The sequence below is a fragment of the Arthrobacter rhamnosi genome (assembly GCF_054510975.1).
On sequence record NZ_JBTNDN010000001.1, the window covers coordinates 73,272 to 88,636 of the forward strand.

A 15,365-nucleotide genomic window follows, 5' to 3' on the forward strand; every position below is an offset into this window, starting at 1 on the left:
CTCATCGTTAGCTGCTGCTGCGGGTCACGATGACCGGTGTTCCCCTTCGCTCCCCAGCCCGGGACGGGCAGAAGACAGCGCGCAGGTCCGCCCTTCGTGTTTTCATTCTGCCCTGTTCACGCTCAGGCGGACCAATTAGGTTCCCGCGGGCGGCCGACCTGCCGGGATCGTCATCCAACCGTGTCATCCAACCGTGTCATCCAACCGTGTCATCCAACCGTGTCAGCCGAGGGGCCGGCCCGCTGCGATGCGCCCGTCCTGCCGGTTCAGCAGGCGGGCAGTCCCGCCGGGTCGCCGCCTGAGCCCAGTGATTCGACGGCGTCGAAGGCCTCGTCGAGCGTCGCCACCTTCACCACGGTCAGTCCGTCCGGGATGTGACCGACGACGTCGTCACAGTTCCCCTCGGGAGCCAGGAAGAAGTCCGCGCCACCGGCACGTGCCGCCACGAGCTTCTGGGCGATCCCGCCGATGCGGCCGACGGCGCCGGTGGAATCGATCGTCCCGGTCCCCGCGAAGTGGCGGTCGCCGGTGAGGTCCCCTTCCGTCAGGGTGTCGATGATGCCGAGCGCGAACATCAGGCCGGCGGACGGACCCCCGACATTGTCGAGTTGGATGGTCACGTCGAACGGGAAGTCGAAGGTGGACGCCAGCAGGATGCCCAGCTGGTAGTTCCCTTCCTCCGACCGCCGGGGCGTCACGGAGACCTCGTCCTCGACCCCGTCCCGGACGATCGACAGGGTGGCCGGCTTTCCTCCGGCGTCACGCAGTACGGATCGCAGGGTCTCGATGGTCTCGATCTCCTCCCCGTCGATCGTGCGCAGGACGTCCCCTTCCTTCAGGACCCCGTCGGACGCGGAGCCCGCGGCGAGTCCGGCGACCGACAGCTCCTCGGTGTAGGCGATGTCCTCGTGGGACAGCGCGGCAGCGATCGCTGATTCCTGCGACGACGTCATCGCCACCGCATTCTGCTCCTGCACGTCGGACGACGTCGTTCCCTCCGGATAGACCAGCTGCTCGGGTCGGACGTTCTCGTCGGGATCCGCCCAGGCCCGGAACGTGTCGAGGACGTTCACCCGGCCGTTCGGTCCGCCGCTCACGTACACCGTCGTGAGGTCCAGTTCGCCCTGCGGCGGGAAGCTCTCCCTGCCCTCGACGTGGATGAGGGGCTGTCCGTCGATCTCGCCGATGGTGTTGAACGTCGGCCCGGGCGACTCGATGACATAGGGCGACGGCAGGAGCACCGCGGCTGCGCACAGGACGACGGCGAGGCCCCCGGACACCGCCATCGCGCGGAAGCGCGGGTCCCTGGGCCGGGAGGGCTCCTCGGGGGTGTAGGTCTCGAAGTGGACAGGCTGCGTCACTGTGCTTCTCTCTGTAGGGCGCGGGTCTCTGGAGGGCGCGGAGGTCGCCTGCCGTGCGCTGGGCGATCAGCACCATACCGGCACAACCAGAGTAGCCCTGCACCGACCCCGGCTGCCCGGGACACCGTCCATCAGCCGGCACCGCTCCGTACGGCTCCGCACGGCTTTGCCCTCAGCGAACGGCCTCCGGCACGAGGGACAGCGGCACGGCCCGGCCGGTAGCGTGTCTTCCACAGCCGGGCAGGAGTGGTGATGCCCTCCCGCCCGGACCCGCCAAGCTACTCCCAGGACCGGTGGTATCAGTGACCAACCCATCCAACCCCTCGAACGACGACGACGACACGCCCCAGGACCCCCTGTCCGAGATGCTGTCGAAGATGTTCGGCGGCGGGGCCGGCGGCTTCGACCCCCAGGAGATCGCGAAGATGTTCGGCGGCGGGGCCGGGGGCTTCGACCCCCAGGAGATCGCGAAGGCGGCAGGCCTGCCCTCCGACCCGGCCGCCATGGCCATGATGATGCAGCAGGTCCAGGCGATGTTCTCCACGCCCAGCGAGGGCCCGGTGAACTGGCAGATGGCCCACGACCAGGCGCGCCGTGTGGCCGCGTCGGACAACGACCCCTCGGTCACGTCGCTGCAGCGCCGGAGCGTCGACGAGGCCCTGAAACTCGCCGAGCTGTGGCTCGACCCGGTGACCGACTTCCCGAGCACGGGCCAGCTCGGACGCGCCTGGTCGCGCGCGGAATGGGTCGAGGCCACCATGTCCACGTGGCGCCGTCTCACCGAGCCCGTCGCCACGAGTATCGCCAAGGCCCTGTCCGACGTCATCTCCGAGCAGCTTCCGGAGGAGATGAAGTCGATGATGGGCATGATGGGCGGCCCCGCCTCGATGCTCCAGAACGTCGGCGGCGCGATGTTCGGCATGCAGCTCGGGCAGGCCGTGGGCGCGCTCTCCAAGGACGTCGTCGGATCGACGGACATCGGCGTCCCCCTCGCCGAGGGACGGATGGCTCTGCTGCCCGCCAACGTCGCGGCCTTCGGTGCGGGCCTCGACATCCCCGAGCAGGAGGTCCAGCTCTTCCTTGCCGTCCGCGAGGCGGCCCACGTCCGGCTGTTCACGCACATTCCGTGGCTCACAGGTCACCTCCTCGGCAGCATCGAGCGGTACGCGAGGGGCATCCACATCGACATGGGCAAGATCGAGGAAGCCGCGCGGGACATCGACCCGACCAATCCGGAGAGCCTGCAGGGCGCCCTCTCGCAGGGCGTGTTCATGCCGGAGCGGACCCCCGAGCAGGACGCTGCACTGATGCGGCTCGAGACCACGCTCGCCCTCGTCGAGGGTTGGGTGGACCAGCTCACGGCGACCGCAGCAGCCAACCTCCCCTCCGCCGGCGCGCTGCGGGAGATGGTCCGGCGTCGCCGGGCGACGGGCGGACCGGCCGAGCACGCGTTCGCATCGCTCGTCGGGCTGGAGCTGAGGCCGCGCCGCCTGCGCGACGCCTCGGCGCTCTGGTCGCTCCTGACCGAGGAGCGCGGCATCGAAGGGCGCGACGCCCTGTGGCAGCACCCTGACCTGCTTCCCACCGCCGAGGACCTCGATGACCCCGCCGGGTTCTCCGAGCGGCGCCGGCTGATCGAGTCCTCCGACGCCGACGTCGATGCAGCACTGGAGCGCCTCCTGTCCGGCGGCTTCGAGCCGAAGGACCAGGACGCCGCTGTGGGCGAGGGCTCCGGCGAGGCCACCGGGGGAACGCCTGCAGCGGATACCGACAGCGGCATCGGGCCGTCGAGCGTCTCCGACGAGGGATCGGACCCCGAGGACGGACCCGCGGGCGGCACCGGCGACCGCTGACGCAGGCGTCGGTCCAACCCGCGTCCGTCCGACCCGCGTCCGTCCCGGGACTAGGCCGGACGCGGGTCGGCGCGTCGCGTCCGGTCAGAAGTCTTCCTGCCCACCCGTCAGGCTGCGCTGCGCCGCGAAGGCCGCCCCGTCCAAAAAGGCCTTGGCCGTCTCGGTCCGCGGGTAGGCCGTGAGCAGGTCCCAGAAGTGGGCGTTGTGCGAGGGCTCGATCAGGTGAGCCATCTCGTGCAGGATCACGTAGTCCACGACCCAGTCGGGCATCCCCCGGAGCTTGTGGGACAGGCGGATGGAACGGTGGGCAGGGGTGGCGGATGCCCACCGCGAATTCTGGTTGGTCACCCACCCGATGGTCGCCGGCACTCCCCTGCCGCCCAGGTACTGCTCCGCGAGCCGCTCCGCCCGCTGGAGAAGCGCAGGCACGGGCCGGTCGTCGTCGATCGCGGGGGTGTCGAAGTACTTGGCCGACATCCGCTCCACCATGCGCTCGACCCAGTGGCGCTCCTGGCTCGCGGAGAAGGAGCCCGGGATGGAGACGCGGAGGACGCCGTCCCGGATGTCGGCGCTCACAGTCCGCTTGCGCCGCGCCGACCGTCGAACCTCGACCGGCAGCCGCGCCGCGCCCCGCGGTCCGGCGGCCTCAGGCGTTGTCACTGATGATCTCGAGCACGGCCTCGCCGTACCGCTCGAGCTTCGCGGATCCCACTCCTGCCAGTTCTCCGAGCTCGTCCAGCGTCTGCGGTTTCGCCTCCGCGATGGCGACCAGCGTGGCGTCGGTGAAGACGACGAAGGCGGGCACGTCCTTCTCGCGGGCCTCGACGAGCCGCCAGGCGCGGAGCGCTTCGAACGTCTGTTCCTCGTAGCTCGCAGGGCAGTCGTTGCAGCGGCCGATCTTCCGCTCCGACCCGGTGAGGAGGGGCCGCTTGCACACCCGGCAGACGGCGGGCGACGACGCCTTGCGATTGCTCTTCGCCCGCGGCTGGCGGAAGGATGCCTGACCGGCGGTCGCCGGGCGCAGCGCATCGAGGAACCGTGAGGGCTTCCTGCTGGCCCGTCCGCCCGGCGAGCGCGAGGTCGACCAGGAGAGGAAGAGGTGGATGCGGGCACGGGTGATGCCGACATACAGGAGCCGGCGTTCCTCGTCGATGGCCTCCTGCGTGTCGGCGAACGAGATGGGCATGAGGCCTTCGCTCAGCCCGACGAGGAAGACGGCGTCCCACTCGAGGCCCTTGGCGGAGTGCAGCGATGCCAGCGTGACTCCCTGCACCGTCGGCGCGTGCTGGGCCGCGGCCCGCTCTTCGAGTTCGGCGACGAACAGCTGCAGGGTGAAGGCCTCCGGCCCGCGGACCCTGTTGAGTTCGTCGGCCAGTCCGACGAGGGCGGCGAGCGACTCCCACTTCTCCCGCACGGCGCCGGAGTTCTGGGGTGCGACGGAGGTGTAGCCGAGCGAGGCGAGGACGTCGCGCACCTGCTGGGGGACGTCGTCGTCGCCCTGGGTACGTGCCGCGGCGCGGAGCTGCAGCAGGGCGTCGCGGACCTCGCGCCGCTGGAAGAACCTCTCGCCGCCGCGCAGCTGGTAGCCGATGCCTGCGCTTGCCAGGGCCTGCTCGTACGCCTCCGACTGGCCGTTGGTGCGGTACAGGATCGCGATCTCGCTGGCCTTCACACCCTGGTCGAGCAGGACGCCGATGCGCCGCGCGCACTCCGCGGCCTCGGCGTCGTCGTCGCTGCACTCGGTGAAGGCCGGTTCGGGTCCCGACGGGCGCTGCGCGATGAGCTCCAGCGGCGCGGACCACGTGGTCCCGACCGCACTCCGGTCGGCCTCACTGCTCCGCGCCGCCAGCAGGGTGTTGGCAGCGCGCACCACCTGGGGAGTCGAACGGTAGTCGCGGACCAGTCTCACCACCTGCGCCCCCTCGTAGCGCTTGGTGAAGTCGAGCAGATGCCGGGACGTCGCTCCCGTGAACGAGTAGATGGTCTGGCTGGCGTCACCGACCACGCACAGCTCACGCCGTTCCCCCAGCCAGAGGTCGAGCAGGCGCTGCTGGAGCGGCGAGACGTCCTGGTACTCGTCCACCACGAAATGCCGGTACTGCGCCCGGACGGTCGCCGCGACCTTCTCATCCTCCTCGAGGATGGCGACCGTGGTCAGCAGGACGTCCTCGAAGTCGATGAGGTTGCGGTCGATCTTGAGGTCCTCGTAGGCCGAGAAGATCCGGGAGACCGTGGTGAGGTCCATCCCCGCCGGTTCCGCCCGGCCCGCAGCTGCAGCCGAGTACGCATCCGGCGTCAGCATGGAGACCTTCGCCCATTCGATCTCCGCCGCGACGTCCCGGATGGCGGCGCGGTCGGTCGACAGCCGCAGTCGCCGCGCCGACTCGGCGATCAGTTGTGCCTTGTGGTCGACCAGCGCTGGCAGGGGCCCCCCGACGGCCTGGGGCCAGAAGTACTGCAGCTGGCGGAGGGCCGCGGCGTGGAAGGTCCGAGCCTGCACTCCGCCCGCTCCGAGGTCGCGGAGCCGGGTGCGCATCTCGGCCGCCGCACGCGCCGTGAACGTCACGGCGAGCACCTGCTGCGGTTTGTAGACGCCGGTGTGGACGCCATAGGCGATGCGGTGCGTGATGGCACGGGTCTTGCCCGTGCCTGCTCCGGCGAGCACGCAGAGCGGTCCCGCGAGCGTGCTCGCCACCGTCCGCTGTTCGTCGTCGAGCCCCTCGAGGATGCTGTCCTCGAGCAGTAGTCCAGACACTAGGGACGACCCTCCGACGGCTCCTCGTCGAGGGGCCCGCCGTACCAGCGCTCGATCAGGGCGCGGGCGATGGACACACCACCGGCGACCGCGATCTTCCCGTCGCGCACCTCGGCAAACAGCTGCTCCCGCGTGAACCACCGCAGCGAGCGCATCTCCTCACGGTCGGGGACGGCATCGGTCGTGACCGCCCGCGCGGTGAAGCCCAGCATGAGCGATGCGGGGAAGGGCCACGGCTGGGACCCGAGGTACTGCGGGGACTGGACCTCGATCCCGGACTCCTCCCCGACCTCGCGGATGACCGCGGCTTCGAGCGACTCGCCCGGCTCCACGAAACCGGCGAGCGTCGAGAACCGGTCCTCGGGCCAAGCGACGGCGGATCCGAGCAGCAGCCGGTCGTCGTCGTCGATCACGGACACGATGATCGCCGGGTCGGTGCGCGGGTAGTGCTCGGAATCGTCCTCGGGACACAGGCGCACCCACCCGGCGGCGCGCAGCACCGTTCCCGTGCCGCACCGGGGGCAGTGGGTGTGCGTGGAGTGCCAGTTGGCGATGGCGGCGGCTGCGACGAACAGCCCCGTGTCGCGGGCGTCCAGAGACGCGGCGATCTCCCGCAGCCCCAGCCACTGGTCGACGGGGGCGAGAGCGGGGTCCTCTTCGGCGACGACCGCGAGCAGGACCCTCCGTCCGGCATCCGCTGCACCCTCGTTGATGCGGCCGAGATAGACGACCACCTCGGGACGCTGGACGGCGCTGGGCGGGACGAGCCGGAGCGCGCTCCCCTCCACCGGCGCCTTCCCGCGAGCGAGCGGGAGGACCAGGGTGTCGGGCGAGGCCCACAGGGTGTCGATGAAGTCCTCGGTGGTCCTCGAGTCGCTGTCGCGGTCGGAGTCCGCCCGTGACAGCGGAAGCGATCCGAGGGGTGGCAGCACAAGGGTCCGGAGCGGATCGGTCATGGTTATACGGTACGTTCTTGCTCTCCCAAAACCCATTTCGAGGGGCGGGCGTGGAGGAGTAGTGCGGCCCTGAAGACGAGTAGTGCATCTGGCGACTCGCCGCACCGGAACTGTGTGGCCCGGGCGCAGACGGCCTACGGTGGAGTTTGTGAAACGGACACCCATGGAACTTGCTGCCATCGCCAGCGCCGCGGTACCTGGCCTGGCTCCGACCGGCGTCGCCGGTGCTCCCGACGATGCAGCCGACTTCGACTCCGCCCTGCTGGTCGACGACTCAGGGAAACAGTGGAGGGTCCGTTCTCCCAGGCATCCCGAGGCCAGCATGCGCCTCGAGACCGAACTGCAGGCCCTCCGTGCCTTCACACCCGCGGTCAAAGCGGAACTGCCCTTCCTGATCCCCCACATGGCCGGAAGCGTGCGCCAGGGCGAGCTCAGCACCTTCGTCTACTCCCATCTCACCGGGACCACGCGTCCACTGGAGGCGCTCACCGCCGGCGGACGCCGGATGGCTCAGGAACTCGGGCGCGTCATCGCCGCGATCCATGAGCTGCCGAAGGACATGGTGCAGCGCGCTGACCTGCCCAGCTACGAAGCGAACGAGTACCGCCAGCGCAAGCTGAACGAACTCGACCAGGCGGCCACGACCGGGAAGATCCCCTCCATCCTGCTGCGCCGGTGGGAGCACGCCCTCGAGGACGTGGCCCTGTGGCGGTTCAGCCCCACGGTGGTGCACGGCGACCTGCACGAGGACCACCTCCTCATCGCTGCAGGCCGGGTGTCCGCCGTGACCGGTTGGACCGACCTGTGCATCGGTGATCCGGCCGAGGACTTCGCGTGGCTCGCCGCTGCCGAGGACACCGCCTTCGTCGACGCGGTCTACGCGGCATACACCGAGGCACGGGCCACCGCCGTGGACCCCCATCTGTCCCGCCGTGCCGCACTTGCCGCCGAGTTCGCTCTGGCGCAGTGGCTCGTGCGCGGGGTCGCCCTCGAGGACGCCGCGATGATCCACGAGGCGGAGGACATGCTCGCCACCCTCGAGGAGGACGTCGAGTCGATCGAGCACGAACAGCGCGAAGCCGCCGAGCGCGCACGGCAGGCCCACGAGGAGCGCCTCGAGTGGGGCAACGAACTGGGAACCGACGACCACTACCCCGCAGGGCGGGAGGAGCTGTCCGGAGCCCACGAGGTGTCGAGGCACCCCTCCCCCGCACTCGGGGCCGCCATCGACGGCGACTCCGGGCACCATTCCATCGACGGTGGCGAGGTCCGTGATGCGCCCGCGCGCGGGGGACTCACGGGTGCGGCCGACGACGGGTCAGACGTCGACATCGCCCGGCACGAGGACAGCGACGGCCGCGTCGGAGACCAGCCCGGAAGGACCGGCAGCTCGGCCTACGATCCGGCTGCAGACCATGCGCCGCACCGCACGGCCGGCCACACGGCGGACCACTCGTCGCTTCACACTAAGGCCCATTCGGACACGTACGCCGACGACCACCCGGATGACCGCTCCGACCGTTCCGGCCGCGGGGGCGATGACCACGGGACACCGTCGGGATCGTCCCTCGCCTACGCGCGCCTCACCGCCGGACGCCAGCGGACCCTCGGCACCTCCGCCAAGGTCACGCTGCTGAGGAGCAGCGACCCCGGGGCGGGCTCTCCCGACGACACCGCGACCACGGCCCTCCCCATCGTGTCCTTCGGCAGCTGATCAGGACGTCGCCGCGGCATCCGCGGCGGTGATGATCGCCTCCAGTTCCGCCGCGTCGGCGAGGTCGTGAGGCCGCACCACCAGGTTGTCCGCCACGTAGAAGAACGCTGCGCGCACCTTCTCGAGGGGGACGTCCTTCAGCCGGGACCAGGCCAGGCGGTACACGGCCAGCTGCACGGCCTTGGCAGCGCGCCGGTCCGGGGCGGGAGGACGGCCCGTCTTCCAGTCGATCAGGTCCCAGCCGCCATCGGCATCCCGGAAGACCGCGTCGATCCGCCCACGCACCACGATGCCGCCGATCTTCGTCTCGATCGGGGCCTCGATCGCCGCCGGTTCCCGCAGCGCCCACTCGGACTGCTCGAAGATCGCGGCCATGTCGTTGAGCCCGAGCGTCTCGTCGACGTAGGCATCGGCGCCGCCCGGGTACTCGCCGAGGTCGAGCATCCCTCCGGCCCCGTAGAACTCCTCGATCCAGGCGTGGAACGCCGTGCCCTTGCGCGCCGCCGATCCCGGCCTGCGCGGAAGCGGCCGCCGCAGCTGCTGCATGACCGCGTCCGGGTCCTCGCGCAGTTCCACGAGCGTCGACGCGGAGATGTGTGAGGGCAGCGTGAGCGGCATCCGTTCGCGTTCGCGTGCCTGCCGGGCCAGCGCGAGGCGGACCTCCCGCCCCCAGCGCCCGTCGTCGTCAGCCTCGACACCGCCCTGCGGGGTCGGCGCGGCGGCCTGCTCGAGGACGGCCTGTGCGGCGCGCTCCATCGGACCCCGCCGGGTGCCGAGCGGATCGAAGGGCCAGGTCGCCCTCTCGGGGCTGGCGTTCGCCGGGTTCGCGTCGCCCTCGTGGCTCTCCGGAAGCCAGTACGGCGCGGTGTAACCGGCGGTTCCCGACTCCGCGAGGGCAAGGAGCTCCACCAGGTAGGACGAGGGCCCCGACGGCCGCGACCGCCCGCCGCCCCACGCCGACGACGTGCAGACCAGCGCGTGCTTGGCCCGCGTGAACGCGACGTATGCCAGCCTGCGCTCCTCCCGCTCCGCGTGCGCCCGGGCTTCGCCGGTGAAGTCCTTCTCGCTGGCGAGCCACTCCTTCTGGTCCTGCTGTTCCCAGTCCCACTGCGGCAGCTCGGGAGCATCGCCCCGCAGCGGCCAGGGGATGGACGAATCCCCGCTGCTCCAGCGGGAATCCTTGCCGCTCGGGAACGAGCCGTCGTTGAGCCCCGGCACGAAGACCACGTCCCATTCCAGGCCCTTCGAGGCGTGGACGGTCAGGAGCTGCACCGCGTCCCGGCTCGCTTCGAGCTGCGTCACGGGCAGGCCGTCCTCCTCCTGGTCCGCCGCCTCGAGCCAGGCGAGGAACGCCGGAAGATCCACCCTCTCCGCCGTGGACACGAAGCCCGCGACGGCCTCCGTGAAGGCATCCAGGTTCCGGCGTGCCTCGTGGATCCCCACGCCCGGTTTCGCCGCCACCTCGATGTCCAGCAGGATGGTCCGCTCCACTTCCCCGATCATGCTGCCGAGGTCGTCACCGACGAAGCCCCGGAGGTTCCGCAGCTCGTGCCGGAGGACATCGAGGCGCTGACGCGCCGTATCGCTGAGGGTCCGGCCCGCGGACGACACCCAGCCCACCGGGGGCAGGTAATCCACGGCTTCGACCAGGCTGCCCGCCTCGGCCAGGTCGGGAGCCACGACGGCGTCGCGGCTCTGGTCGTCGTCGAACTCCTCCTCCGCTCCGCTGCCGTGCCGGAACATGGCCTCCCGCATGCGGGCGAGCTGCCTCGACCAGTCACCCAGCGCCATCAGGTCGGCCGGTCCCAGCCGCCAGCGCGCCCCCGAGAGGAGCCTCAGCATCGAGTCCGACCTGTCGGGGTCGCCGAGCACCCGCAGGGTCGCCAGCAGGTCGACGATCTCCGGTGTGCGCAGCAGTCCGCCGAGACCCACCACCTGCACGGGCACCCCCGCACGTTCCAGTTCCCGCCGGATCGGGTCGAACTGCTTGCGACCCCTGCAGAGGACGGCCATGGTCGGCCGGAGGGGCGTGCCGTCGTCGTCGGTCTCGAAACTGCGCCGGCGCTGGCGCAGCACCTCCCGCGCCACGGCCTCGGCTTCACTCAGGGAGGGAGCGGGCCCTGCCGGAGCGCCTTCCTCGCGGAGACCGCCGGCCACGGGTGCATCGGTGAGGAAACGCCCGAGCAGGACCTCGCCGAGGGGGGCCTTCGGGCGCGCCACCAGCCCGGGGACCTGCTGGACCTCCGTGTTCCTGAGCCAGGGCGCCGGCACGTTGAGGGGCGCCGAGACGGTGTTCGCCGCCTCGAGGATCGAGGTCGAGTTCCGCCAGGCGACCGAGAGGTGCGCTACGTCGGACGGCGCGCGACCATCCGGAGCCACCCGCGGGAAGGCCGTCCGGAACGTGGCGAGCTGTCCCGCCGAGGCTCCCCGAAACCCGTAGATCGACTGGTGCGGATCGCCCACCGCGGTGACGGACCGCCCGTCGGCGAACAGCCTGGAGAACAGCACCATCTGGGCGTGCGACGTGTCCTGGAACTCGTCGAGCAGCACCACCCTGTACTTCTCGCGTTCCATCTCCCCCGCCTCGGGGATGTCGCGGGCGATCCGCGCCGCCAGGGACACCAGGTCACCGAAATCGAGCTGCCGGCGCGCGAGCTTGGCGGCGGCGTAGCATTCCGCGAGTTCGGTGACGGTGATGCGCGTGCGCAGCTTGTTGATCAGGTCGTGCACCTTCTGGGCCGCGGCCCGGGTGGAACCCGCGACGTAGGGCTGCGCGAGGACGTACTCGATATGGCGGCGGAGTTCGTCCCGCACGGTGGACGGGCTGACAAGGTGCTCGGCGCACTCGCCCGCCATGTCGAGCACCGCCTTCACCAGGGTGCTCTTCGCGGCGGTGAAGTGCTCCCACTCGCCGTCGTAGGCTTCGACGACGGACGAGGCCAGCTGCCAGGACTGGGCGGTGCCGAGCATCACGGAGTCGCGTTCGACCCCGATGCGCAGGCCGTAGTCCTGGACGATGCCGTTCGCGAAGGAGTGGTACGTGGAGATGGCCGGGTCGAGGCGGTCGAGCGCATCGACGCCCGACGCGGCGTCCTCCTCCCCCAGCGCGGCGTAGAGCTGCGCCAGCCGCTGCCGGACGCGCGATGCGAGCTCGCCGGCGGCCTTGCGGGTGAACGTGACCCCCAGGATCTGCTCGGGGCGCACGAGGCCGTTCGCGACGAGCCAGACGACCCTGTCCGCCATGGTCTTGGTCTTGCCCGAACCCGCTCCGGCAATGACCAGGAGGGGTTCCAGGGGCGCCTCGATGACGCGGGCCTGGTCCTCCGTGGGGTACTGCACCGGAGCATCCGGATCGGTGTGCAGCAGTTCCGCCAGCTGTCGGGCGGAGTACGTCGGGGTCTGGTGGACACTGCCCACTACTGGGTCACCTGCTTGCCTTCTTCGCACAGCGGACAGATCTCGGGCAGCCGGCAGCCGCTTCCACCGAATCCTGAGCGCCTCGGGTCATGGATCGTGTCGAACGTCGCGGCCGCCATGAGGGATGCGGCGTCCTCGATCATGGTCCTCGCCCAGGTGTCCTCCGGGCCCACGGGCTGCTGCTCCTGCACGGCGATGCCCTTGGACGTGGTCCCCAGCTGGACCAGCGACGCCCCTCCCGGCACCGCCGGCGCGCCGTCCTCCGCAGCATCCGCTGCGGCCTCGCCGCCGTCCGGCTCCGCCCCGTCGAGGAGCGCGCCGGAGGCGACGGCAGTCTGGTAAGCGGCGAGCTGCGGGTGCCGCGCGATCTCGGCTGCCACAGGCGAGCTCTTCCCTGTCTTCAGGTCGACGACGACGAAGCGGCCGTCCGCATCGAGCTCGAGCCGGTCGATCTGGCCGCGCAACCGGGCGATCCTCTCCGCGCCGTCGATGCGCACGTCGAGGTCCACGGAGAAGTCGACCTCCGTGGCCTTCAGGGTCCGTCCGGCCTGCCGCATCCACAGCACGTACGCTGCCAGCTTGCGCACCATGCCCTCAGCGCGTCGGAAGTCGGCCCGGCCTTCCCAGGTGTCCCGGATGCCCAGCTGCGGCCAGCGCCGTTCCAGTTCCCGGACGTACTCGTTGCCGGTGGCCTCCGGCATGTCCTGCGCGATCTGGTGGACGAGGGTGCCGAGCGACCGGGCGAAGTCGGTGGTCCGTTCTCCCCCTGCCGCGGAGACGAACCAGCTCAGGGGCGAGGTGAGCACCGACTCGACCTTCGAGGGGGACACCGGGATGGGCTGGTCCTGAGGGACGACGGGCTCATCGCTGCTCATCCCCAGGACCCCCCACCACTGTGCGGGATGGGCTCCCGGCACCGGCGGCTGCAGCGAGGCCATGTGTCCGAGGTGGCGCACGGCCTCGCCGGACAGCGCAGCGGCGGCGGAGGGGTCCTGGGCGAACTTGCGCAGCTCGGCGACCAGAGCGCGCAGCGTCACCGGGCGCAGTACCTCGGTACGCGCCCTCTCGGCGGTACCGGCCGGGAGCGGGTCGAGCACGTCGAGGAACTGGGAGGGCTGCTCGTCCTGGGAGGAGACGGCGCAGCACACCAGCTCCTGGGTGGCTCGGGAGACGGCGAGGGAGAACGTGCGCAGCTCGTCGAAACGGATGTCCTGCAGCAGCGACACGGGATCACGGGTGCTGCGGAACGATTCACCGAAGTCGAGCAATGCCCGCAGCTCCCCCGACCCGAGGAGTTCGCCGCGCAGTCTCAGGTTCGGCCAGACGCCGTCCTGCACTCCCGCGACGATCACCAGCGGCCAGTGCCGGCCCGCGGCACTCGCGGGCGTGAGCACCGACACCGACGCCTGGCGGGTGGTGCGCTGCGTGAGGGTGTCCATCGGGATGTCCTGGCTGAGGATGTAGTCGAGGAACAGCTCAGGGTCCGCCCCCGGCATCTGCTCGACGAAGCGCTCCGCCGTGTGGAACAGGGCCATCATGGCGTCGAGGTCGCGATCGGCACGGGCGGACGAGGGCCCCTCGGACAGGGCGGCCCCGGACCACTGCTGCGCCAGGCCGGACGCGGACCAGAGCGCCCACAGGACGGTCTCCGGGTCGCCCCCGGGATCGTCGACGGCCGCCTTCCCGGCCTCGAGCATCCGGTGGAGCCGCCGGACCGGCGCCCCCTCGGAGGGCAGGGCGGCGATCTCCTCGGGCGCGGCGAACAGGGCGGTCAGCAGTTCGTCGCTCGTGCGGCCCCCGCCCTGCTGCAGTTCGTGCCGGCGCAGGATCTGGCGCAGCCGGCGGAGCTCGAGGCTGCCGGCGCCGCCGATCCGCGACGTGAGCAGGGAGATGCACAGTTCGGTGTCCAGGTCCGCTCGTCCCACGACCACCGCGTACAGGTCCAGCAGCGGACGGACGGCCGGTTCCTCGCGGATCGCGGTCTCGGCGGCCGGCACGTTGACGGCGATGCCCTGCGCGGTCAGGAAGCGCTGGACCGCGGACACCTGCGCACCGTTCCGCACGATCACGGCGATGTCATCCAGGCTGCGCCCGCCGAACAGATGCGCCTCGAGCACCCGCTGCGTGATGAAACGCTGCTCGTGGAAGGCGCTGTCGAGCACGTGCGCGGACACCGTTGCCTCCTCCCGCGCCGGATCCCCCTCCGTGTCCTCGAGGGGGCCGCCCGGCTGCGACCGGTAGGCGGTGCTCACGCCGGTGGTCGCGATACGGGCGGCGACGTTGCCCCACGCCGCGGCCAGGCGGCCCTGCAGGGTCAGTGATGCGGGCAGGGTCACGGTCGTCAGGGCGCGCCGCCGGAACAGGGTGTCCAGGCGCCCCGTGAGTTCCGGACGGGCACCGCGGAAGCCCTGCGCCACGGTATCGGGGCAGGAGGTGACGACGACGTCCTTGCCTGTTCCGATCAGTCCCAGCAGTGCGTGGACGGCGGGGTTCGCCTCCTGGTAGTCGTCCACGAGGATGAGCTGCAGGCGTGTCCGCTCCTGGTCGAGGAAATCGCGGTCGGTCTCGAGGATCTCACGCGCGGCCGTGAGGATCCCGGCGGGGTCGAAGGCCTCGGGCATGCGGAGATCGAGGACGTCGCGGTACTCGCGGTAGAGGGCGGCTGCCGCCACCCAGTCCGGCCGGTCGAAACGCTCGCCCCAGGCCGCCAGGTCGTCGGCGGGTACACCGTACTCGCTCACGCGGTCGAACAGATCACGGATCTCCTGCCGGAAGCCCCGCGTCGGCAGGGCGAGGGCCAGGCTCGCGGGCCACTCGAGTCCGGGAGCACCGTTGCGACCGTGTCCGGACAGGAGTTCCTTGATGATGAGATCCTGCTCCGCCCCCGACAGCAGGCGGGGTGCACGCAGGATGCCGGGGGTCCGCCCCTCGGCCTTGGCCCGCCGGATGAGGTCGAAGGCATAGGAGGCCCAGGTGCGGGCAGGGGCGGTACTGATGCTGCGGTCGAGTTTCGCGGTGAGTTCGTCGCGCAGCCGCGTCGCCGCCGCCCGCGTGGGACCGAGGACGAGCAGCCCCTCGGGCTCGACGGTCCCCGCCCCGATCCGGCGCACCGCGAGGTCCGTGAGCAGGGAGGACTTCCCGCTCCCGGGAGCACCGAGGACCAGCACCTGGCCAGGGACGTGCACCAGCGATTCGAGGACGGCCCGGTAGCCCGTCGAGGGATCGGGGGGCCCGCCCGGAACGTCGCCGGAGAGCGGCGCCGGAGCGTCGTGGAGAATGCTGGTCATGTACCCAGCCCATCACATCCCA

Annotated in this window: 8 protein-coding genes; 2 read left to right on the forward strand and 6 right to left on the reverse strand. The window is 71.0% G+C overall.

The annotated features are described in order from the left end of the window. Positions 1-266 precede the first annotated feature (266 nt). A complete protein-coding gene (locus tag ACX80J_RS00290; RefSeq protein WP_459346430.1) occupies positions 267-1,361 on the reverse strand; it encodes a YlbL family protein in 1,095 nt (364 codons plus the stop codon). 365 nt (positions 1,362-1,726) lie between these two features. On the opposite strand from ACX80J_RS00290, the gene ACX80J_RS00295 reads away from it, so the two are divergent. Next, positions 1,727-3,214, forward strand: coding sequence for a zinc-dependent metalloprotease (locus tag ACX80J_RS00295; protein WP_459346929.1), 1,488 nt, complete (start codon positions 1,727-1,729; stop codon positions 3,212-3,214). Between the two features lie 84 nt (positions 3,215-3,298). Here ACX80J_RS00295 and ACX80J_RS00300 read toward each other — a convergent pair whose 3' ends face one another. The 3 genes from ACX80J_RS00300 to nudC are packed head-to-tail and all read right to left on the reverse strand — an operon-like array spanning position 3,299 to position 6,925. Beyond that, positions 3,299-3,874, reverse strand: coding sequence for a M48 metallopeptidase family protein (locus ACX80J_RS00300; RefSeq protein ID WP_459346431.1), 576 nt, complete (start codon positions 3,872-3,874; stop codon positions 3,299-3,301). Then, positions 3,861-5,969, reverse strand: coding sequence for an ATP-dependent DNA helicase UvrD2 (locus ACX80J_RS00305; RefSeq protein ID WP_459346432.1), 2,109 nt, complete (start codon positions 5,967-5,969; stop codon positions 3,861-3,863). Before ACX80J_RS00305 ends, ACX80J_RS00300 begins: the two co-directional genes overlap by 14 nt. After that, positions 5,969-6,925 carry an NAD(+) diphosphatase gene (nudC, locus tag ACX80J_RS00310; RefSeq protein ID WP_459346433.1) on the reverse strand — a complete coding sequence of 319 codons (957 nt, stop codon included), beginning with the start codon at positions 6,923-6,925 and terminating at the stop codon, positions 5,969-5,971. The genes ACX80J_RS00305 and nudC overlap by 1 nt, the downstream gene beginning before the upstream one ends. A 163-nt stretch (positions 6,926-7,088) precedes the next feature. On the opposite strand from nudC, the gene ACX80J_RS00315 reads away from it, so the two are divergent. After that, positions 7,089-8,639, forward strand: coding sequence for a phosphotransferase (locus ACX80J_RS00315; protein WP_459346434.1), 1,551 nt, complete (start codon positions 7,089-7,091; stop codon positions 8,637-8,639). Here ACX80J_RS00315 and ACX80J_RS00320 read toward each other — a convergent pair whose 3' ends face one another. Continuing rightward, a complete protein-coding gene (locus ACX80J_RS00320) occupies positions 8,640-12,056 on the reverse strand; it encodes an ATP-dependent helicase (protein ID WP_459346435.1) in 3,417 nt (1,138 codons plus the stop codon). Then, positions 12,056-15,343, reverse strand: a complete 3,288-nt coding sequence (locus ACX80J_RS00325) for an ATP-dependent helicase (RefSeq protein WP_459346436.1) — start codon at positions 15,341-15,343, stop codon at positions 12,056-12,058. Before ACX80J_RS00325 ends, ACX80J_RS00320 begins: the two co-directional genes overlap by 1 nt. Between the last annotated feature and the right edge of the window lie 22 nt (positions 15,344-15,365).